The organism is Rahnella aquatilis CIP 78.65 = ATCC 33071 (assembly GCF_000241955.1).
Lineage (GTDB): Bacteria > Pseudomonadota > Gammaproteobacteria > Enterobacterales > Enterobacteriaceae > Rahnella > Rahnella aquatilis.
On sequence record NC_016818.1, the window covers coordinates 2,662,831 to 2,683,958 of the forward strand.

Below are 21,128 nucleotides of genomic sequence, written 5' to 3' on the forward strand. Positions count from 1 at the left end.
GTTATTTTCGGGTCGGGGCTTTCGCCGTCAGCCACACATGATCAAGACGGAACACCGCACCACGCGGATGCAGTTGATAACCGGCAACATAATCTCGCCCTGCCGCCAGCAAATCGAAGAACGCCGGAATAAGTGACGGCACGTCATCGTGCATCAGTTTTTGCGCCTTGCCGTACAGTTCGGTGCGTTTTGCCGGATCCGCTGTTTCACGCGCGGCTTTCACGGCGGTATCAAATTCAGTGTTATTCCAGCGGGTTTCGTTCCAGGAGGCCGTCGAGGTGTAAAGCAGGGAGAAAACGGCATCCGGCGTTGGCTGCATGTTGTAGAAGCCGACGTAAAAATTGCCTTTTTTCCACACCTGATCGAGATAAGTACTGTGTGCCATCGTCTGCACATTAATGCGAAAACCACCCGGTTTGGCCATTTCGCGCAACGCAATCCCAAGCTGGGTGCGGGTGGACGGTTTGTCGGAAGCGATCAGCGTCAGATCTAATCCGTCGGGATAACCGGCATCTTTCAGCAACGCTTTGGCTTTGGCGTAATCCGGTTCTTTGAGGGGTTCGTTAAGGTAATACGGATAGGCCGTGTTGAGCGGCGTATCATTACCTGCCGTGCCGTAGCCTTCGGCAACAAAATCCACAGTAGCTTTGCGATCCACACACAGCGCCAGCGCCTGACGGACACGCACATCGTTAAACGGTTTGGTGTCACATCCCATATTCACGTTGAGGAACTGACCGGACGACACACGCAGTGGCACGATGCCGGAGGATTTCGACAGGCGGGCAAATTCAGTAGAGGCGGCGGAAAGCATCAGATCGGTATCACCGGCAATCAGCGCCGAGCCTTCAGCAATGGCATCCGGATAGACCACCACTTCAACGCGGTCCAGATGCGGACGGGACGGATCGTAATAATGCGGATTGCGCTCAACAACAATCAGGCGTTCAGGGTCAAACGACACCAGTTTAAACGGTCCGGTGCCGATGGCCTCTTTGCTCAGGCGTTCGGGCTGGCCGCCCGCAATCGCCGCGGGAATGATTTTGGCATCGGGATACGCCAGCATCACCGGCAGATCGGCGTACGGACCGTCAGTGCCAATCACTACCGTAGTGGCATCCGGCGCGGTGACGGTTTTGATCGGGCCAATATTGTGTTGCCCCGGAGAAGCATTTTTCGGGTCGAGAATGGCATTCAGGCTGGCCACCACATCGGCGGAGGTACAGGCAGAACCGTCGTGGAAGCTGAGGTTTTTACGCAGGGTAAAGGTCCACTGCGTCAGGTCGTCGCTGGCTTTCCAGGACTCGGCCAGATCCGCTTCAGCTTTCATGTCCTGCGTCAGACGGGTCAGCCCGCTGTACAGTAACTCAGCCAGCAGATATTCCGGATTGACGCGCGCCTGCTGCGGATTAAGCATACCGGCAGCCTGATCTACGCTGATGCGCAGCACCCCGCCCTTGCGCGGTGAACCGCTGGCGTCAGTGGCGCTGGAAACGGCAGCGGCGACATTGCCCGACCACGGCAACATCGCCGCGCCGGTGAGAATGGTGGATCCTGCGATAAACTGACGGCGGTTTACGCCTTTCATTGCACACATTATTAAACCCTCTCTGCTGAATTCGAAAAGCCCTGGGTTGGCGAATTTTCTGTCGGAGTAAAATCAGAAGCTAAATAAGCAAGAATTGACTGCGATAACGCGACGACGTCCTGCATCGTTGTGTATTCGTCCGATGCATGGATACGGTTTTCCGGCCGGGCGAGCCCGCCGAGTAAAATTTCCTGAATGCCTGCCTGCTGAACCCAGCCCATGTCGGAACTGGTGGACGAACCCCAGACAGCGAAATCGTTTGCGTGGAAGCCAAAACCCTGACTTAGCGCCGCAAGCCAGCGCGGCCAGTGCGGACCGGTCGGATCGCTAACCGGAGCCAGATGGCCGATCAGGTGATATTCCACCGCCAGCGCCGCAGAACCTTTCATCGCCTGCCCGATACAATCCGTGAGTTCTTTAAAGACGGTTTCGAACGCTTCTTCCGGGGAATAGCGGCGGTTAACCAGCAGTTCAAAGCGTGCGGGCAGGGTTGAACCTTTGCCTCCCCCTTGCGCGGCAGCCAGCGTGAGACGAGATGTGAGCGGACGTCCTTCAAAATGAGGGGGGGCAGGCATGGCGGAAGCGCGCTGTTCAACGTCACGTTTGAGCGTATGCAGCGCATTCATCAGCGGCAGGCTTTCTTCAATGGCATTGATGCCCCCGACCGGATCGCCGGAATGCGCCGATCGGCCGGTGATACAAATTTTGAGGTCGATGCTGCCGAAACAGCCGCCCCAGATACGCGGTACCGCCCCGCCGTTAAAGCTGAGCATGTGGCCGGAGAATAATTTTTGCTCCGCCAGATAGCGCACCCCGGGGTACAGACCGCCTTCTTCATCGGTACACAACAGCAGAACCGGATTGAATTTCAGCGCCAGCCCGTGACGTTGCGCAGCACGAATTGCCGCGAGCGCCGCCACAATCGTGCCTTTCATGTCTGCCGCGCCGCGACCGATCAGTTTGCCATCAGCCTGCGTCAGCGTCAGTGGCGGGTAATTCCAGCCATCGCCCGCCGGAACAGTATCGACGTGAAAATAGAGATTACAGGCTTCGGCGGCGCTGCCCGGCAAGGTAGCAATCACATTCACCCGTTCGCCCTGCGCACTGCCGTCCGGCGTTTGCCACAAATTTTCCGGTACGCTGACGCGCTCACAGACAAAACCAACCGGCTCCAGCAGAGATTCCATCAGACTGGCAAATGCCGGATAACCGGTGCCCGGTGGGAAGCAGGTGTCCACTGCCAGCATCTGGCTGAGATCCTGTAAAATGGCGGTTTCGTCCTGCCGGATGGAGTCCAGCGCAATTTGCAAACTTCCTTCACACGACATGCTATACTCGCTTTATTCTATTTCTATATAGTTTATAGATAAAGCAGATGCCCGTTCAGGTCAATAGGTAATCAGGTATGACACAACAAAATAAAGCAGAGCAGGACGCTTCCCCTTTTGGCCGGTTAAGCGAAAGGGAATCCGCGCCGTTATATGAAGTGGTGAAACGTCACATCAGCGAATCCATTCTGATTGGCGAACTGCCGCCGGGTACGGTTTTGCCGAGCGAAAATGCGCTGGCGGCCGACTTCGGGGTTTCGGTGGGAACGGTACGCAAAGCGCTTTCGGCGCTGACGACGGAAGGCATGCTGATGCGGCGTCGCAAGACGGGCACCGTGGTCACTGGCTGGGCACCACTGCACAATCTCAGTTATTTCTTTCAGTATTTCCGCCTGCATGGCCGCGACGGTGCGTTACTGAATTCCGAGACGATTTTGCTCGATCATCAGACCGGCGAAGCCAGCGCCCGTGAAGCCGAAAAGCTGCAAATCGACGACGGCGCACCGGTTATCCGCATCCGCCGTTTACGCCGGGTTAAAGGCATTCCCGCCATGCACGAACGGCTGGTATTACCGGCCGAACGCCTGCCGGATTTCCCTGCTGCGGATGATTTACCGCCGCTGCTTTACCGTTTTCTGCTGGAAAAATACGGGGTTCGCGTGGCAGCCGTGCGCGAGCAGCTCATCGCCGAGATGGCCGATGCCGACGACCTGAAATGGCTGGAACTCGAGGCCCCGCACGCGGTGATGGTGATCGACGAAGTGTCGTTTGATCAAAGCGCCGTACCGGTGATCATGGCGCACCACAGGTTCAGCACCGATCACTTTATGTATGTGAATGAGATCCGCTAGTGGCAGGGGGCGGCTGCAACGGGGCCGCTTTAAAATCAACTTCAACTTCAAATTCAAGGTCGTGGGCTCGCCGCCCACACTGGCCCAGAGGACGCGTAAGCGCGCGCCCTCTGGACTCCCGCGCTTTTTTACTGCGCGCTTCGCTCGCTGGCTATGTTTCAGGTAGCGCAGCGACAGGCTGGAAATCTTGCCGCTGCGCGGTGCCTTCTCTCGGTCCTGGAGCCTTTGGTCTCCAGGCCGCTCCGTTCAGCAAGATTTCTGAATCGCCCGCACGATCTTAAATTCAACGGCGGACTGTTTTATCTTTACTCCTCCCCCTGCGAAGGGAGGTTGGGAGGGGGAGGTTGGGAGGGGGTTTTACGGGCTAACACTTTGTCGAAGCCAACTTTAACTTATTGATTTTACTTTAATACCCCACCCCAACCCTCCCCTTCGCAGGGGAGGGAGTAAGGCTCAGACTCCCTGAATTCTGAGATCCCACAGCTTATTCCGTATCAGTTGTTTCAGCCTCAGCGCCGCCTGTGACGCAGGCTGATCCCGCCGGCTCAGCAAAATCACCTCAAACGGCAGCGGTTCCGCGACTGCCACGATCTTCAGCTGATCGACATACCGCCGGGCGGTAAAGGTATCGACCACGCCGACACCGCCGCCCGCCAGCACCATGTCAGCGATCACTGAGTAGGTTTTGATATACAGCGCCGAGTGCGGCATCAGGCCGTTTTCGCGCAGGACGCGGTTGAGCACCTGCCCCAGCGGATCCTGTTGCTGCAACATCAGCAAATCGTTCTCACACAACCACGCCAGTGATACCGGCCCTTCGACCGGGGAATCTTTGGGCAGGAGTGCGACCATATTGGCCTGATAGATCGACTCAGCAACCAGTTCCTGCGTGGCCTGCTCGCCAAATGCCAGCGCGAAATCCATTTTGTATTGCAGTAAGTCCTGACTCAGGGTGTTGAAATGCCCGGTCACCAGCTCAACGCTGCCGCCGGGCGTCTGACGGCGGAAATCCACCAGCACCGGCGCCATCACGCTGTGGCCGAGGGCGTGCGCCGAACCGATGCGCACATGCTGGCCTTCGCCCTGACGCAGTTGTTCCGCCAGCTCACCGATGGCCTGAATATGGCTGAACAACGCTTCGACTTCCGGCATCAACCGCCGCCCTTCCGGCGTCACAATCAGCCCTTGCGGCGTGCGGTCAAACAGCGTGAAGCCCAGTTGCTGCTCAGCGTGATTCAGTACGCGGCTGACATTCGGCTGCGACACGTTCAGCAGGCGCGCCGCGCCGCTGACGCTGCCCGCCTGTAACACGGCCTGAAACACTTCGATGTGGCGTAAGCGCATTGCTGCCCTATTTCTGCGTGGTGGCTAAGTACGAGAAAGCACTTAACAGGCTGATAATATTAGCAACGGTCGGACTGTGATAACCGACGGTGACGGCATCAAGGCGCTCGACACCGGGGATCAGACAGAATAAATCTGCCAGGACCGGTTTCGCAGTCATCAGTTCGAGATGATACGGCGCACTGAATCTTCCGGCGGTGAGCGGCGCAGGTTTGCTGACCGCAATTGTCGCCTGTTTGCGGATTTTGGCGCAGGCAATCGACGGGCTGTCGGATTCGGCGGCATTGGCGGAAATCGCCCGTTTGACGCAGACATACTGCGATTCAGGGTAATAACGACGGATCCAGCTTTCGAGATGATCGTCGCCGGTCACCAGCCACAACGGAACGTTGAGTTCAGCACCGGCGGCGGCGTATAAGTCGCTTTCGCCCACCACATTGCCATTGAGTTTTACCCGGTAAAACGCACGACCATTGATGGTGTGCGCCAGTACACCGTTTTCACCCGCAGCCGTGTGATAACCGACAAACATCAGGCCATCGTATTGCTGTTGTTGCAGCCCTTCGACCATCGACAATCCGCGTGGTTTGCCCTGTACCAGCCGGGCGCGCGGGTCGATTTTATCGGCGCGCAGGTTTTGCATCATCGCGTGGCTGTCGGCCACCGTCACTTCCATCGCGCCACCGGCAAACGCACCATCGATAGCGGCATTAACTTCGCCTTCCATCAGCGCACGGGCAGCCTCATAATCCGCGTTTCCCGGGCTGCATTGTTCCGGGCGCATCACGCCTGCAATACCTTCAATGTCTGCAGAGATAAACACTTTCATCAGTTGTTCCCTTTTAGTTTGGTTACCAGATGGAGGTCACACCCACACCCCAGCCTTCCCATCGTGAGGGGGGAAGGCGCCAGGCTAGTTCGCCAGGTTATCTAATACGTCACTCAACCCCAGCCGGTAATGCCCGTCAAATCCGCAGACGGTTTCCGCACTCAGTAAGGCATCAATAATAGCGTGTTCTGTGGCGTCTGCCGCCAGCGCCAGTAACGGCTCAAGTTCGGCATCCGGTAATGTGACGCCGTCACGTTGCGTCGAGAATGCCAGCGCGATATCTCCTGAACCATGCCCCCAGTAACTGCCCAGACGCCCTAACCCGGCACCGGCGCGTTTGGCGATGCGTCCGAGCTGGCGGCTGTCGAGATAGCGGTCGCAGGCCATCACGATGATCACCGAACCGGCATCCACCTGCGGGGCCAGTTGCGGCTGGATTTTTGCGATGGCTTCTCCGGCGCGCACACCGTCAAGCGTCAGGTCCGAGAGTTTGCCGAAGTTTGCCAGCACCAGTACGCCTAACGTCGCGTTAAGCGTTTCGCACCAGCGCGAAGCCGTGCCGATACCGCCTTTTAAGCCGAAACTGCTCATACCACGTCCGGCCCCCACGCTGCCACGGGCGAAGGCTTTTGTCGCGCCGTCGAGTGCGGCCAGCGCGTCGTCTTCACTGACCGCCATCGCCTGTATATCGTTAAGATAGAAATCGTTGCACTCAAGGATAACCGGATTGATGGTAGCGTCAGGACGGCCAATCTGCGGGAATTGCCGGCAGCTGCGCTTTACCAGCGCATTAAACAAGGTGCCGGTGGCGAAGGTATTGCTGAGCAGTAGCGGGGTTTGCAGCTCGCCCAGCTCCATCACCTGGATAAGCCCCATCGGTTTGCCGAACCCGTTTAACACTGCCACGCCGCACGGCAACGGTTTTCCATACAGATTGTCGCCGGGTGGCACAATGGCGGTGACGCCGGTCTGCACATCCCCCGCCGACAGCGTGCTGTGACCGACGGTCACTCCGGCGACGTCGGTGAGGCTATTGGTTGCACCGCAGGGAAATCGCGGGCGGAAAATCTGGCGCGAGGTGCGCCAGCGTTGCAGCAAGGCAGACAGCGCCTGCTGCTGAAATTCGTCTTCATGTTCTTGCGAAGGCATCAGTTTTCCGTTTCAGACTTTCGGTTCACAAAGGCGTGTTCCGATTACTTTTTCAGTTTAGGATCCAGCGTGTCACGCAACGCGTCACCGAGCAGATTAAATGCCAGGACTGTGAGGAATATCGCCAGCCCCGGAAACACACTGACGTTCCATTTGCCCGCCATCATCATATTGCGGCTCATCGCCAGAATATTGCCCCACTCCGGCACATCAGGCTCCGGCCCCAGACCGATAAAACTCAGGCTGGCCGCGGTCAGAATACTGGTGCCGATACGCATGGTGAAATAGACGATGACGTTTGAAAGCGTGCCCGGCAGGATATGGCGTAAAATCACCACCCTGTCCGGCGCACCGACGCAGCGAACCGCTTCGATATAGGCACTTTGTTTAATCGATAACGTGGCGGCACGCACGATGCGGGCAAACACCGGCACACTGAATACCGCGACCGCAATAATCACGTTATTCAGCCCCGGCCCCAGAATAGCCACCACGGCAATTGCCAGCAACATACCGGGAAAGGCGAACAGCACATCGGAGCCGCGCATGATCAGCATGTCCAGCCAGCGGCCGTAATATCCGGCCAGCAGCCCCAGTAACACACCGGCAATCATGCCAAGTGTGACCGAAAAAATGCCGACGTAAAGGGAGATACGCGCGCCGTAAATGATACGACTGAGAACGTCGCGGCCTAAGTCGTCCGTGCCGAACCAGTGTTCAGGCGTCGGACCGACACCGAGTGCCATCCAGTCCGGCGTCATCGGATCAAAAGGTGCCAGCCACGGCGCGAACACCGCGACAAGCACCAGCAGCAGGAGGAATCCTCCCGACACCAGCGCCATCGGATGACGAATAAAGGTGTGGAAAAAGTCGTACCACGGCGAACGGATGTCATCGTTTTGCGAGGCCACCGCAGCCGGTGTGGTTTCTTCCAGCACAGAGACAGGATCGGTCATGAGCAGCTCCTAACGCAGACGGATAGCCGGATTGACCACCGCATAAAGCAGGTCAACCAGCAGGTTTATCAGAATAAATTCAAAGACAAACAGCATCACCAGCGCCTGAATCACCGGCTGATCCTGCGTTTTGATGGATTCAATCAGTAACCAGCCCAGCCCCGGCCAACTGAACACGCTTTCGACGATAATCGAGCCACCGAGCAAAAAGCCAAATTGCAGGCCCAGCATGGTGATAATCGGGATCAGTGCATTGCGCATGATGTGTTTCCAGGTCACCCGGCGTGCGCGTAAACCTTTGGCATTAGCGGTGCGCACATAATCTTCCTGCGCCACATCGAGAAATGCCGAGCGGGTGAAACGCGCCATGACCGCCGCCACCGACGAACCCAGCGTTATCGCCGGTAAGATAATGTCAGCAGGCGAGTTAAATCCGCTGACGGCGAATATCCCGAACGGCATGGCGACAAACTGGATCAGCAGCAATCCGAGCCAGAACGGCGGCATGGAAATCCCGCCGACCGCCATGCTCATCAGCGTCCAGTCCTGCCATTTTCCGCGTTTGAGCGCGGAAACGACGCCAATCACCAGTCCCAGCACCACCGACCACGCGAAACCCGCCAGCGCCAGCAACAGGGTCGGCATAAAACCGCTTTCAATGACACTTAACACTGGCTGACGGGTGCGGTAAGTCGTGCCCAGATCGCCGTGGATCATGCCGTCCAGCCAGTGCCAGTACTGCGCAGGCAGCGGATCGTTCAGGCCAAGCAGTTGCCGTGCTGACTCAACCGCCTCAACCGGCGCATCCTGACCGGCGTAAATACGCGCGGGGTCACCCGGCAGCAGCTTGATAAATCCGAAAACCAGTAACGACACCACCAGTAAAACGGGGATCATTTCCAGTATCCGGCGGATAAAGTAGGTCAGCATAAAAATGATTCCCTGAATTCAGTAAATTCCCTCCCCTGCGAAGGGGAAAGCAGACCGGAACACACATTGGTTTTGCCCTTTGCTCCTCCCCCTGCGAAGGGGGCGGTTGGGAGGGGGTTTACCAGACAAAACCACTGTCAAGACACACATAAACTTTGGTTTTTGACCTTAATACCCCACCCCAACCCTCCCCTTCGCAGGGAAGGGAGTTACCCGCGAACATCTTCCGGCAATTGATTATTTAAATTGTGCCTGATTAAAAATCAGCGAGCCGTCGGCCAGCATGTAAACCCCGGAAAGATCTTTGCTCTTGCCCACCAGGTTATCCGGCACGCCGAGATAGGCCATCGGCGCATCCGCCCACAGCAGTTTTTGCGCATCGGCATAAGCCGCTTTACGTTTCTCCACATCAGCCGTTTGCAGACCGGCAGTGATCGCCGCATCCACCTGTTTGTTGCTGTAATAAGAAACGTTATAAGCCGAAGGGATCCAGGATTCGGTGGCGAACAGCGGGCGCAGCGCCCAGTCTGCATCACCGGTCGAGGCCGACCATGCACCGTAATACATTTCCACTTTGGCATCCGCCGGTTTCGGTGTGCTCCACAGACGTTGTGTCAGCGTTCCGGCATCCATCGGCACCAGCTTGACGCGAACCCCAATCAGGGAAAGCTGTTGTTTCAGGAATTGCGCACTGCGGATACGGTCGGTTTTGTTCGAGCTCCACATCTCAACGTCGAAGCCCTTTTCATATCCGGCTTCCTTCATCAGCGCCTTCGCTTTAGCGATGTTATAGCTGTAATCCGGCGTGGTTTGTTTCTGATAGAACTGGACATTTTTCGGCAGCGGCGAGGTAGACGGCGATCCCAGACCGGCGAAACCAACTTTCAGCCACAAATTACGGTCGATGGCGTAGTTGATCGCCTGACGGACACGCACGTCAGAGAACTCTTTTTTCTGCGTATTGAAGGCGATGTAATACAGATAAATACCCGGATCCTGTGCGATATCCAGTTTCGGATCGCTCTTCACGGTATCCACCAGATCGGAGGGCAACGGATAGACGGCGTCCACGCCGCCCGATTTCAGTTTCGCTACCTGCGTGGAATCTTCCGGTGTCGGGTATAACGTGACGGAATCCACTTTCGGCCAGCCTTTCTGCCAGTAATTGTCGAATTTCACCAGTTTGACGTCTTTACCCTGCTGCCATTCCACAAATTTAAACGGACCGGTTCCTACCGGATGCACGCTCAGGTCCTGTTCGTTCGGGTATTGTTTTAACGACGCCGGGCTGTGCATCACCGCAGACGGGTGTGCGAGGGTGTTGATCATTGCGCCAAACGGTTTGTTCAGGGTGATTTTTACCTGATACGGGCTGACCACTTCAACGGATTTAATCATGCTGAACAGTGAGTTACGTTTCAGGTGATTGGCCGGATTGGCCAGACGATCAAGGTTGGCTTTTACCGCGTCAGCATTGAACGGCGTGCCGTCCTGGAAAGTCACGTCGTGACGCAGATTAAGGGTGAATTCGGTAGCATCGCTGTTACTGGTGTAATCGGTCGCCAGCACCGGCACCACGGCCATTTTGCTGTCGAACTGGAACAGACGTTCAAAAATGCCGCTCTGAATGGAATAGCTCAGCGTATCTGTGGTGTCGTGCGGGTCAAAACCGGTCACGTCGGCATACATGGAAATACGCAGATCTTTGGCCTGAGCCGATGCCGCAAAACAAAGCGCCAGTCCGGCGGCAAGCAGGCTTTTACGCACTAAAGTCGGATGCATGGTGTTCTCCTGTGTGTCCCAAAAAAGAATGTTGAGTTATCCCTGTGCGACCCAGTGATGTTCACTGACGCGGGAATATTTGAGTTTTTCTATCTGTACACCCGCCGGATGCACCGGCGATTTCACGTCCACATCATCAAAATTGCGTAAAGCACGTTGCGTCGGATCCGCCACCGGAACCGAACTGAGCAGGCGCTGGGTATATGGATGTTTAGGATTACTAAACACAGCATCGCGCGGGCCTATCTCGACAATCTGTCCGCTGTACATCACCGCCACGCGATTGGCGATCCGCTCCACCACCGCCATGTCATGCGAAATAAACAGCCAGGCAACGCCGGTATCGCGCTGAAGATCCATCATCAGATTGACCACCTGCGCCTGTATCGACACATCCAGCGCCGACACGGCCTCGTCGGCAATGATTACCTGCGGCTGCAATGCCATGGCACGTGCGATCGCGATGCGCTGACGCTGGCCGCCGGAAAATTCGTGCGGATAACGCCGCGCATGGGAAGGTTCAAGTCCGACACTTTTCAGCAACTGACTGACCACCGGCGTGGCATCGGCCAGAGACTTTTTCAGGCCATGCAGTAATAAAGGTTCGGCAATAGAAAACCCGACGGTCAGACGCGGATTCAGTGACGCATACGGGTCCTGAAACACCATCTGGATCTGGCGACGAACGGCCTGAAACGGCGTGTCGCGCATCAGGGTAATTTCTTTACCTTCAAGATGAATGCTTTCGGATTCGCTGCCGACCAGTCGCAAAATCGCCCGGCCGGTGGTGGATTTGCCGCAACCGCTCTCGCCCACCAGCGCCAGCGTTTCACCCGGCCAGATGGAGAAGTCGATTTGTTCGACAGCGTGGACTTCTTTGGTCACACGGGACAACACACCGGAGCGGATCGGGTAACAGACGCGCAAACCGCGCACATCCAGTAACGGCGGTGCAGCATAATTGGCAGTTTTCTGATCACCGTCATCGTCTGAAGTGTGATGAGGATCATCTGCAACCGATTGCTTTTCTGGCGAAATTTTTTGCCCGCTTTTGTCCCCTAATAACGGGAAGCGGCGCGGCCATTTCAGCCCCTGCATGTCGCCCAGTTTCGGCACGGCGGCCAGCAAGGCGCGGGTATAAGGATGCTGCGCGTTGGCGAAAATCTCCGTCACGCTGCCCTGCTCCACCACTTTGCCCTGATACATCACCACCACGCGATCGGCGATTTCCGCCACCACGCCCATGTCATGGGTGATAAACAGAACCGACATATCGGTGCCCTGTTGCAGGTCGCGCAGAATTTGCAGGATGCGCGCCTGTACCGTGACATCCAGCGCCGTCGTGGGTTCGTCGGCAATCAGCAGCGCCGGATCGCAGGCCAGCGCCTGCGCAATCATCACACGCTGACGCATGCCGCCGGAAAGTTCGTGCGGGTAACATTTTAGGATGCGTTCAACGTCAGGAATGCGAACCTGTTTGAGCAGCTCGCGGGCTTTGTTCAGCGCCGTGGCTTTATTCGCCATGCCGTGATCCAGCAGCCCTTCGGTCAGCTGATCGCCCACGCGCAGCACCGGATTGAGCGAGGTCATCGGCTCCTGAAAGATCATCGACATTTCCTGACCACGCAGCTTGCGGCGTGATTCTGCCGACATGGCGGTCAGCGCATGACACGTGCCGTTACGGCCAAAAAATTCGATACTGCCCGCGTCAATGTGCGCCGAATCCGGCAGCAACCCCATGACGCTCAGTGAAGTGACGGACTTACCGGATCCGCTTTCGCCGACCACCGCCACCACTTCACCTTTATTCACCGAGAAGGAAACGCCTTTCAGCGCCTGCGTTTTGCCTTGCCGGCCGGAAAACGTCACCGACAAATCGTTAATCTGCAAAATGGGCACTGTCATCAATAAACGCCTCCTTTATAGACAGGCTGAACTGTTAAAGCCAGACTTCACCGTTTTCATAGCGCAATGCCGGTTCGGCGTCCTGCGCCAGCCAGATCGGGCCATCAAGATCGACCCGTTCCGCCTGCACCGCCACCGGCAGCGCCGCCTCCATCGCAAGGGATGAACCCAGCATGCAACCGACCATAATGCGCAGACCGGACTGCCGTGCCACCCCGGTCATGGCCAGCGCTTCCGTCAGGCCACCGCATTTGTCGAGCTTGATATTGATCATCTCGTAACGGTCACGCAGCCCTTCGATATCTCCGCGTTCATGACAGCTTTCGTCGGCGCAGACAGGAACAGGATGCAAACAACGCACCAGATCGTTGTCATTACCGGCAGGAAGGGGTTGTTCGATCATCGCCACGTTCAATTCGTGCAGCGCCTGAAACAGGCTGCCGAGATCCAGACCCGACCAGGCTTCGTTAGCGTCCACCACCAGCGTAGCCTGTGGTGCAGCGGCACGGATGGCCGCCACTTTCTCGATAATCTGCTCGCGGTCGAGTTTGATTTTCAGTAGTTGCGCGCCACCGGCGACGGCCACAGCGGCGGCATTTGCCATGTTTTCCAGCAGATCCAGACTCAGGGTTTCGGCGGTAATCACCGAAACAGGCTTAGGCATATCAAGCAGTTGCCACAGGTCTTTGCCCTGTTTTGCCGCATCAAGACGCCACATTGCACAATCGAGGGCATTGCGCGCCGAACCAGCCGGTAACGCCTGTTGCAGCGCTTCGCGGCTCAGCCCCTGTTCAATCTGCGGGCGGATAAGCTCCAGTTGCCCGCACACACTTTGCGGGGATTCCTGATAACGGGCGGTCGGCGTACATTCTCCGACTGCGGTAAATTTGCCGTCCGTCAGGGAAACACGCACCACCGTGACGGCAGTGCGTGTACCACGGGAAATCGCAAAGGGTTTTGCCAGCGGAAGTTCAACGGTCTGGAAAGTCATCTGGATCATCAGGCGTTTTCCTTGATCCATTGCGCGATGTTTTTGATCCCGAAGCGCACCGGATCGGTAGCCGGTACGCCAAATTCTTCGCTGATCTCCGCCAGCGCAATTTTGGCTTCTTCTTCACTGACAGAGGACGTGTTAAGCGAGAAACCGGCGAGTCTGACATCGGGGCTGGTCAGGCTGGCAGCCGCCAGATTGGTATCGAGGCACTGGCGCAGTGTTGGCATAAACTGATGCGGGAGATGGCGCATATGCGGGCGGCCCAGTTCATGGCACATCACCAGTAAATGCGCCTGCGCGCCGTGGATCAGGCCCATGCTGACACCGGCAAAAGACGGGTGATACAGCGAACCCTGCCCTTCAATGATGTCCCAGTGATCGTCATCATTGGCCGGGGAAAGCGCTTCGACAGCACCGGAAATGAAGTCGGCAATCACCGCATCAATGGCAATCCCGGCACCGGCCACCAGTACGCCGGTCTGGCCGGTAGCGCGGAAGTCAGCGTTTAAATCCAGCTCGCGCATGGCGGCTTCAAGCGCCAGCGAAGTGTACATTTTGCCCACGGAGCAGTCAGTACCGACAGTCAGGATGCGTTTGCCGCTGCGTTTTTTACCGGTGCCGGTATCCAGTTCCGGTTGCATGTGGCGCACATCGAACAACTGCACATTATTTTCTGCGGCCAGCGCGACCAGCTCAGGAATGTCATTCAGCCCCTGATGCAGGCCGTTCGCCACATTCAGACCGGCGCTGATCGCCGCTTTTATCGAATCAATCCAGTGTGCCGGTAATTTACCGCCGGAGTTTGCCGTACCCAGTACCATGGTTTTCGCGCCCTGCGCTTTTGCCGTGGCGATATCCAGATCCGGTAACCCTAATGATACAGAATCTGTCGCCAGACGAATCTGCCCGACGCAGGCTTCAGGACGCCAGACGTGAATACCGCGCGCGGTTTTTGCCGCCAGCGGATCCATCACATCACCAAGGAATAAAAGATACGGCTTTGGAATTTGCTGCATGTCAGTTTCTCCGGGATTATTTTTCTAATGGGGTTTTAATCAGACTGCAGAGAATATTCCATGGCTGACACTGGCTGACGAATACTTGTTTGGGGCTGGGGTATAACCTGAGGCTATAGCTTTAGCTATATGAATTTATTGTTGTTATTTAAGATGGGGAGATGACGTAAAGACGGGGAATGACAGGCACAAAAAAAGGCAGAGCCAATGAACTCTGCCTTTGCGATTACCTTTTTCAGACACAGAATGGGGTAATAATGTAATCCACTAACTTAGAAGCGGTAAGTCAGTGCTACAGCAACGATGTCGTCAGAGCTTACGCCCAGTTTATTGTTGTCATCGATCTGATTGATCATGTAGTCAACATAGGTATACATGTTTTTGTTGAAGTAGTAAGTCGCACCGATTTCGAAGTATTTGACCAGGTCAGCATCGCCAACGCCTTCAACATCTTTCGCTTTAGACTGCACGTAACCGATTGACGGACGCAGGCCATTTTCAAACTGATACTGTGCAACCAACTCATAACCCTGAGTTTTGTTAGCGTAACCACCCTTGATCGGTGCCAGATTGCGGGTTTCGTTATACATTGCAGAGAGATAAATCTGGTTTGCGTCATATTTCAGCGCAGTTGCCCATGCAGAAGCTTTATCACCAGCACCGATTGTGGAGCTGGTTTGTGCATTAGTACGGTCAGAAGAAGAACCCGCAATAACTGCACCGATACCAGAACCTGCGATATCTTCATAATCGATGGATGCACCGTAACCGTCACCGTTGCCTTTAGACGCTGAACGACCGTCGTTTTCGTTTTTACCCTGATATTGCAGTGCAATGTTCAGGCCGGTAACCAGACCGAAGAAGTCCTGGTTACGGTAAGTGGCCAGGCCATTTGAACGACCTACCATGAAGTTGTCATTGTTAGCCGTATCACCACCAAACTCAGGCAACATATCGGTGAAGCCCAGTGCGTCGTAAACCACACCGTAGTTACGGCCGTAATCAATAGAACCGAAATCTTTAATTTTCAGGCCAGCAAAGCCCAGACGCGTTTTAGTCCCTTCGGTACCGCCGTGGCTGCTCGTAGTCCCATCTGAATTCAGGGTAGTTGAGGTACTTTCAGTATGGTTAGCCTGAATATTGTATTCCCACTGGCCATAACCGGTCAGTGTGTCGTTAATTTGAGTTTCGCCTTTAAAGCCCAGACGCGCATACGTCATGTCGCCGTCAGAACTTTTATCATCGGAGAAATAATGCTTAGCGGTTACACGACCATACAGGTCCAGTTTGTTACCGTCTTTATTATAAATTTCACTCGCATTTGCGGTAGATCCCACTGCAATTAAAGAGACCGCTAAGGCCAACACACTGCGCTTCATCATTATTTAAGTTTCCTTGATTTTTTTATAAAGGAGTTCTCATGCCCGCTTTCTTTTATAGGTCTGGAATATCGGGCTGTGAGTATTTGTACATGTTTTTAAATACGTCTGTCTGTAAAGCGATTCGAACCTTAACACTGAGCACGAAAAGTTAAAATGGAAAAGTTCGCCTCAATAAGTCTTTTTAGCGTAAAGAGTTGTAACATTATGTTTCTATCATAAGTCGCTAACCCGCTGATTATATGCGGTTTTAGCATAACGTTTTGCACCACAACAGTGCGGTGCGCTTTTTTGGTGCAAAACAGCACTCACTTTGTAAAGTTGTTGCAAGCCAGATCACCTTTATCAAAAGGTTTTTAACTGTTAACAATCGTTAATGAATTACGGCGAGATTATGAGGCATTGCATTTAAATGGTGCATAGCAGAGTAATTATCACAAGGGTAAGTTCATTATCACATTAATAGAAAAAGCAGCCATAAGATTTTTGTACGACTGAATTTTTTTAGTCTTAGGATTTTTAATAAAGCCATTGAACAAAATAAAGCCAAATTAAAGGCAATAATAATTACCTGCGTGATTTAATTGAACGAAATTGAATATTTTTCCCTGACCGAATTGCGTCATTTTTATTCAAAACGGGCTTTTACTAAAAGAGAAATATTAAAAGAGAGCGTACATCGGAAAAGGATCGGGAAATGTTGGGAGAGAGTTTGATTTTGAGCGGCGATTAATTCGCCGTTTAAACCCTCTCCTTTTGCAGGAGAGGGAGCCACAGTATTAGCGGAACTGTGCGGCGTGAAGTTGTGCGTAGCGCCCCTGAAGAGCCAGCAGTGATTCATGTGTACCCTGCTCAACAATGCCTTCTTTATCGACCACAATAATGCGGTCAGCATTTTGAATCGTTGCCAGGCGATGGGCAATCACCAGCGTGGTCCGGCCCTCAGAAAGCTCCGCCAGCGATTGCTGGATAGCCTGCTCGGTAGCCGTATCAAGTGCTGACGTCGCTTCATCCAGTATCAGGATCGGTGGATTTTTCAGGAAAATTCGCGCAATTGAAAGACGCTGTTTCTGCCCGCCGGAAAGTTTCACGCCCCGCTCACCAATGACCGTGTCCATGCCGAGCGGCAGGGCGTCAATCACGTCATCAAGCCGTGCGCGGCTGGCGGCCAGGCGGATTTCGGCTTCGCTGGCATCGAGCTTACCGTAAGCAATATTCTCGCGGATCGTTCCGCCAAACAGGAACACATCCTGCTGCACAATACCGATATTATGGCGCAGAGAGGTCTGGGTCATGTCGCGGATATCAATGCCATCGATAGTGATGCTGCCGCTGTCCAGCTCATAAAAACGGGGCAACAGCGAACACAACGTGGTTTTTCCCGCACCGGAAGGCCCGACGAACGCCAGCGTTTCTCCGGCATTGATGGTCAGCGTGATGCCGTTGAGAATTTTACTGACCGGCGTATAGCCGAACACCACATTGTCGTAATGAATGTCACCACGTAAATGGCTCACTACCCGTGCGCCCGGCCGGTCAGTGATATCCGGCGACGTATCAATAAGCTGCGTGAAGCGTTTAAAACCGGCAATCCCTTTCGGATAGCTTTCCAGTACCGAGCTGATTTTTGCCACCGGGCGGAAAAACACTTCCACCAGCAACAGGAAACCGACGAATCCGCCGTACGTCAGCTGGTCGTTAATCACATACCAGGTGCCTGCGACCATCACAATCAGCTGAACCAGGCGCGTGCTCAGATAGCTGAGCGTCAGGCTGGCGGTCATGATCTGATAGGCTTTCAGCTTGGTGGTCCGGTAACTGGCGTTATCAGAAGCGAACAGCTTTTGCTCATGTTCTTCGTTGGCAAAGGCTTTGACCACACGAATACCGCCGATGCTTTCTTCTATACGTGCGTTGAAATTCCCCACCTGCCCGAACAGACGCCGCCAGGTTTCAGTCATCTGCGCCCCGTAACGGCTGACCATCCAGGTCATCGCCGGCACAATAATGATGGTCATCAGCGCCAGTTGCACATGCACGGTCGCCATCAGAATGAACGCACCGACGAAAGTCATTACTGCGATAAAAACATCTTCCGGTCCGTGATGCGCGATCTCGCCCACTTCTTCCAGATCTTTGGTGACGTGGGTGATGATATGGCCGGTTTTTGTATTGTCGTAATAACGGAAAGACAGTTTCTGTAAATGGCTGAACGCCTCGCGCCGCATGTCAGTTTCAATGCCGACGCCCAGCGCATGTCCCCAGTAGTTGACGATCGCCATCAGCGCGGTATTAAAAAGGTAAATCAGCAACAGTCCGACCGTCGCACCGATGATCAGCACCCAGTCGTGCGCGGGCAGTAATTTATCGATAAAGGTTTTAATCGCCATCGGAAAGCCCAGTTCCAGCAATCCGGCCAGAATGGCGCACCCGAAGTCGAGGAAGAACAGTTTTTTATAAGGCGCGTAATAAGAGAAGAAACGGCGGAGCATCAGACATCCTCATAGAAACGGCCCGGAGGCGGGCAAGTCCGTCAGTCTAAATGAAAATGGTTATCGATAAAGATAATTTTAGACTCACCCGCCAGAACGCCGTTTTCACAAAACTTTGCGCACCCCGCTCAAAATCACGGCAAACGCCGCATTCAGAGCCTGCCAGGCTATCTCCGCGGTGATCGCCTCATAGGTAGTCAGCACCGCCACGAAAGTGGATTTTTGGGTCGCCAGCAAAGATTCATACTCCCCCGAACGGAAACTGCCTTTGCCCTTTTCGATTTCCCATGTTAGCTGAAGTAAAGCTTCTATCTGCGGAACGGCACTGTTTGCCACCGTATTCCAGTTTGCGCCCAGTGACGCTTTTGCCGCATTGATTGCCCTGTCTCTTAAATCAAAAATATCACTCATTCTGTTCACCCTGATTATCGTAGTGATGTGCCTGTGCCATTTTTTAATACCAACTGGTATGTCAGCATTGACTGCATAATCACTGCCACCTGTTTGCGCTGAATATTGATATACGCCGGGGAATCCTGTTGCGAACAATGCTGTCTTTTATATTTAATCTGATAGAAGATATTTCTCAGACCGGACATCTGCTGGTCAATCGCAGGATTGTTATTCAGGACTTTGGTGCGCGATTCAATCAGCGCTAAATCGGTTTCAGTGGAATTGAAAAACTGATTGTCTGGTTCAGAAAAGGAAGAAACAAGGGAAAGCGGTTGCCCTGCGGCTACGGGCGCAGCCTGACAGGCAACAACCGGTGAGGCAGGTTGCGTATTATCAGCCATTGCCTGCGCACTCCAGGTCACAAATTGCCGGTCGGCTTTAATCTGGAATTCGGTGATTTGATTATCTAACGTCGTGTCGTACTGATGCGTGGAACAACCGGCCATCGCCATCACGATAATTAATATCGCGACCTGGAATTGAATTCTTAATTTCAAAATACCTCTCCTGTGACTGATTCCGAAGGTGGACATTATTCCATTGCCCCTGCCTTCAAAAATTAGTCACAAGAGAGAAACGGTGCAATCAACCGGTAAATCATTTTCAATCAAATGATGAGGTCATTTTTATCATTGAAATAAAAAAGCGATGAGAGATTACTTTCAGGTTAAAAACGTTCACTCCCTCCCCTGCGAAGGGGAGGGTTGGGGTGGGGTATTAAGGTCAACATCAAAAAGTAAAAGTATGCTTCAACAAGGTGTTAGCCATTAAAACCCCCTCCCATCCTCCCCTTTCGCAGGGGGAGGAGCCGTCTTCCCTTGGCTCGCTTCCACCGCCATCGCCACATAAATCGCCCGCAATTTTGCGGCAACCGTACCCGGTTTTCCGTCGCCAACCGGCTTCCCGTCCAGCGCGATCACTGGCCAGATAAAGGTGGTGGCGGAGCTGATAAAGATCTCCCGCGCATTCAGTGCCTCATCCAGCGTGAACGGACGTTCCTCAAAGTGGATATGGTGCTGCTTCGCCAGTTCCAGCAGTGCCTGACGGGTGATGCCATGTAAGATGTGCGTACTCAGCGGTCGGGTGATCAGCGTGCCGTCAGCATCTACGATCCAGGCATTGCTGGAGCTGGCTTCGGTGATCAGACCATTTTCGATCAGTAAGGCATCGTCGGCGTCATGCTGATGGGCATACTCTTTCGCCAGACACGGGGCCAGCAGGCCAACGGTTTTGATGTCACGACGCTGCCAGCGGATATCCTCAACGGAAACCATGCGGATACCGCTTTTTGATTTCGGGTGGTCTGTCAGCGGGCGCGCCTGCGTAAACATCAGAAAAGTCGGCGTTACGCTTTCACCGGGGAAATCAAAATCACGGTCGCCGCTGTTGCCGCGACTGATTTGCAGATACACCGCCCCTTCCACCAGATTGTTTTCAGCGATCAGACGTTTTTGCAGAGTCTCAATATCACTGAGCGCACAAGGCAGACGCAGGTTCAGCGCCTGACAGGAACGCGCAAGCCGCGCAAGATGAGCCGTGTTGTCGAGCAGACGTCCGTTCAGTACGGCGCTGACTTCATAGACGGCATCCGCAAATAAGAAACCGCGATCAAATACCGACACCTTCGCGTCATGCTCGGCAACAAACTCCCCGTTGAGGTATACCGTTCTGGTCATGTTATTTTTCCTGGCCAACGTTGATTAGGATTTTTATTAGCTGTAATACGAGTGAAAGAATAAATTGCGTGAAAACTGAGCGCGTGACGTTGACGTAACGCAGGTTTACGCCACTGCTGACATAAAAAAAGCGCCCTGATGAGCGCTGATTCGGTGTGTAGCGAAAGATCAGAGTTCGCCTTTTTTCTTTTTGTTGCGGATCACTAACCCGCTGATCAGCGCCATCACGCAGCCGATAAAGATAAACCAGATGCCGAGCATCAGTTGCGGTGCCATTTCTCCCGGCGGGGTTTCCGGACTGCCGACCACTAAACCGTGGATCGTGGCAACAATACCGATAACCAATAAAATCAGGCTGTTGCGAAGTAAACGGCGGGCTACGGTCATAGGTTGTCTTGGGGTGGCCATCAGATGCGTCCTTGAGCAATAAAATAAAGATAAGGGCGCATCATAGCG

18 protein-coding genes are annotated in these 21,128 nt (G+C 54.3%); 1 reads left to right on the top strand and 17 read right to left on the bottom strand.

Features of this window, described 5'->3' with window-relative positions; all coding sequences use genetic code 11:
• Position 1: 1 nt before the first annotated feature.
• A complete protein-coding gene (locus RAHAQ2_RS12035) occupies positions 2–1,597 on the bottom strand; it encodes an ABC transporter substrate-binding protein (protein ID WP_015697495.1) in 1,596 nt (531 codons plus the stop codon).
• A 2-nt stretch (positions 1,598–1,599) separates the two neighbouring features.
• Positions 1,600–2,916 carry a M20 family metallopeptidase gene (locus RAHAQ2_RS12040; RefSeq protein ID WP_015697496.1) on the bottom strand — a complete coding sequence of 439 codons (1,317 nt, stop codon included), beginning with the start codon at positions 2,914–2,916 and terminating at the stop codon, positions 1,600–1,602.
• Positions 2,917–2,993: 77 nt separating this feature from the next.
• On the opposite strand from RAHAQ2_RS12040, the gene RAHAQ2_RS12045 reads away from it, so the two are divergent.
• On the top strand, positions 2,994–3,767 hold the full coding sequence (locus RAHAQ2_RS12045) for a GntR family transcriptional regulator (protein WP_015697497.1): 774 nt from the start codon (positions 2,994–2,996) through the stop codon (positions 3,765–3,767).
• Positions 3,768–4,220: 453 nt separating this feature from the next.
• Here RAHAQ2_RS12045 and RAHAQ2_RS12050 read toward each other — a convergent pair whose 3' ends face one another.
• The 15 genes from RAHAQ2_RS12050 to RAHAQ2_RS12120 form a co-directional block, all read right to left on the bottom strand.
• Entirely contained in the window at positions 4,221–5,111 is an 891-nt protein-coding gene (locus tag RAHAQ2_RS12050) for a LysR family transcriptional regulator (protein WP_015697498.1), read from the bottom strand.
• A 7-nt stretch (positions 5,112–5,118) separates the two neighbouring features.
• Complete coding sequence (locus tag RAHAQ2_RS12055; protein ID WP_015697499.1) at positions 5,119–5,940, bottom strand: M55 family metallopeptidase; 822 nt, start codon at positions 5,938–5,940, stop codon at positions 5,119–5,121.
• Positions 5,941–6,024: 84 nt separating this feature from the next.
• The gene (locus RAHAQ2_RS12060; protein WP_015697500.1) at positions 6,025–7,089 is read right to left on the bottom strand and encodes a DmpA family aminopeptidase; all 1,065 of its coding nucleotides are present in this window, start codon (positions 7,087–7,089) and stop codon (positions 6,025–6,027) included.
• A gap of 44 nt (positions 7,090–7,133) precedes the next feature.
• A complete protein-coding gene (locus RAHAQ2_RS12065) occupies positions 7,134–8,045 on the bottom strand; it encodes an ABC transporter permease subunit (protein WP_015697501.1) in 912 nt (303 codons plus the stop codon).
• 9 nt (positions 8,046–8,054) lie between these two features.
• Entirely contained in the window at positions 8,055–8,975 is a 921-nt protein-coding gene (locus RAHAQ2_RS12070; RefSeq protein WP_015697502.1) for an ABC transporter permease subunit, read from the bottom strand.
• A 237-nt stretch (positions 8,976–9,212) separates the two neighbouring features.
• Entirely contained in the window at positions 9,213–10,757 is a 1,545-nt protein-coding gene (locus RAHAQ2_RS12075; RefSeq protein ID WP_015697503.1) for a glutathione ABC transporter substrate-binding protein, read from the bottom strand.
• Positions 10,758–10,793: 36 nt separating this feature from the next.
• A complete protein-coding gene (locus RAHAQ2_RS12080) occupies positions 10,794–12,662 on the bottom strand; it encodes an ABC transporter ATP-binding protein (protein ID WP_015697504.1) in 1,869 nt (622 codons plus the stop codon).
• A gap of 34 nt (positions 12,663–12,696) precedes the next feature.
• A complete protein-coding gene (gene dgcA / locus RAHAQ2_RS12085) occupies positions 12,697–13,662 on the bottom strand; it encodes an N-acetyl-D-Glu racemase DgcA (RefSeq protein WP_015697505.1) in 966 nt (321 codons plus the stop codon).
• The gene (gene dgcN / locus RAHAQ2_RS12090; RefSeq protein WP_015697506.1) at positions 13,662–14,672 is read right to left on the bottom strand and encodes an N-acetyltransferase DgcN; all 1,011 of its coding nucleotides are present in this window, start codon (positions 14,670–14,672) and stop codon (positions 13,662–13,664) included. Before dgcN ends, dgcA begins: the two co-directional genes overlap by 1 nt.
• A gap of 272 nt (positions 14,673–14,944) precedes the next feature.
• On the bottom strand, positions 14,945–16,054 hold the full coding sequence (locus RAHAQ2_RS12095; RefSeq protein ID WP_015697507.1) for a porin OmpC: 1,110 nt from the start codon (positions 16,052–16,054) through the stop codon (positions 14,945–14,947).
• Between the two features lie 776 nt (positions 16,055–16,830).
• A complete protein-coding gene (locus RAHAQ2_RS12100) occupies positions 16,831–18,543 on the bottom strand; it encodes an ABC transporter ATP-binding protein (RefSeq protein WP_015697508.1) in 1,713 nt (570 codons plus the stop codon).
• 105 nt (positions 18,544–18,648) lie between these two features.
• The gene (locus RAHAQ2_RS12105) at positions 18,649–18,954 is read right to left on the bottom strand and encodes a hypothetical protein (protein WP_015697509.1); all 306 of its coding nucleotides are present in this window, start codon (positions 18,952–18,954) and stop codon (positions 18,649–18,651) included.
• A 14-nt stretch (positions 18,955–18,968) separates the two neighbouring features.
• Positions 18,969–19,493 (bottom strand): hypothetical protein, encoded by a 525-nt coding sequence (locus RAHAQ2_RS12110; RefSeq protein ID WP_015697510.1) that lies wholly within the window; start codon positions 19,491–19,493, stop codon positions 18,969–18,971.
• A 270-nt stretch (positions 19,494–19,763) separates the two neighbouring features.
• Entirely contained in the window at positions 19,764–20,672 is a 909-nt protein-coding gene (locus RAHAQ2_RS12115) for a D-amino-acid transaminase (RefSeq protein WP_015697511.1), read from the bottom strand.
• Positions 20,673–20,840: 168 nt separating this feature from the next.
• A complete protein-coding gene (locus RAHAQ2_RS12120; RefSeq protein ID WP_015697512.1) occupies positions 20,841–21,080 on the bottom strand; it encodes an LPXTG cell wall anchor domain-containing protein in 240 nt (79 codons plus the stop codon).
• Positions 21,081–21,128: the final 48 nt, after the last annotated feature.

Excerpts from the sequence above, each read along its gene's own strand:
- RAHAQ2_RS12070 (WP_015697502.1), bottom strand. The coding sequence starts at position 8,975 with ATGCTGACCTACTTTATCCGCCGGATACTGGAAATGATCCCCGTTTTA.
- RAHAQ2_RS12100 (WP_015697508.1), bottom strand. The coding sequence starts at position 18,543 with ATGCTCCGCCGTTTCTTCTCTTATTACGCGCCTTATAAAAAACTGTTC.
- RAHAQ2_RS12040 (WP_015697496.1), bottom strand. The coding sequence starts at position 2,916 with ATGTCGTGTGAAGGAAGTTTGCAAATTGCGCTGGACTCCATCCGGCAG.
- RAHAQ2_RS12120 (WP_015697512.1), bottom strand. The coding sequence starts at position 21,080 with ATGGCCACCCCAAGACAACCTATGACCGTAGCCCGCCGTTTACTTCGC.
- RAHAQ2_RS12060 (WP_015697500.1), bottom strand. The coding sequence starts at position 7,089 with ATGCCTTCGCAAGAACATGAAGACGAATTTCAGCAGCAGGCGCTGTCT.
- RAHAQ2_RS12050 (WP_015697498.1), bottom strand. The coding sequence starts at position 5,111 with ATGCGCTTACGCCACATCGAAGTGTTTCAGGCCGTGTTACAGGCGGGC.
- dgcN (WP_015697506.1), bottom strand. The coding sequence starts at position 14,672 with ATGCAGCAAATTCCAAAGCCGTATCTTTTATTCCTTGGTGATGTGATG.
- RAHAQ2_RS12075 (WP_015697503.1), bottom strand. The coding sequence starts at position 10,757 with ATGCATCCGACTTTAGTGCGTAAAAGCCTGCTTGCCGCCGGACTGGCG.
- RAHAQ2_RS12045 (WP_015697497.1), top strand. The coding sequence starts at position 2,994 with ATGACACAACAAAATAAAGCAGAGCAGGACGCTTCCCCTTTTGGCCGG.
- RAHAQ2_RS12055 (WP_015697499.1), bottom strand. The coding sequence starts at position 5,940 with ATGAAAGTGTTTATCTCTGCAGACATTGAAGGTATTGCAGGCGTGATG.
- RAHAQ2_RS12095 (WP_015697507.1), bottom strand. The coding sequence starts at position 16,054 with ATGATGAAGCGCAGTGTGTTGGCCTTAGCGGTCTCTTTAATTGCAGTG.
- RAHAQ2_RS12115 (WP_015697511.1), bottom strand. The coding sequence starts at position 20,672 with ATGACCAGAACGGTATACCTCAACGGGGAGTTTGTTGCCGAGCATGAC.
- RAHAQ2_RS12080 (WP_015697504.1), bottom strand. The coding sequence starts at position 12,662 with ATGACAGTGCCCATTTTGCAGATTAACGATTTGTCGGTGACGTTTTCC.
- dgcA (WP_015697505.1), bottom strand. The coding sequence starts at position 13,662 with ATGATCCAGATGACTTTCCAGACCGTTGAACTTCCGCTGGCAAAACCC.
- RAHAQ2_RS12035 (WP_015697495.1), bottom strand. The coding sequence starts at position 1,597 with ATGTGTGCAATGAAAGGCGTAAACCGCCGTCAGTTTATCGCAGGATCC.
- RAHAQ2_RS12065 (WP_015697501.1), bottom strand. The coding sequence starts at position 8,045 with ATGACCGATCCTGTCTCTGTGCTGGAAGAAACCACACCGGCTGCGGTG.
- RAHAQ2_RS12105 (WP_015697509.1), bottom strand. The coding sequence starts at position 18,954 with ATGAGTGATATTTTTGATTTAAGAGACAGGGCAATCAATGCGGCAAAA.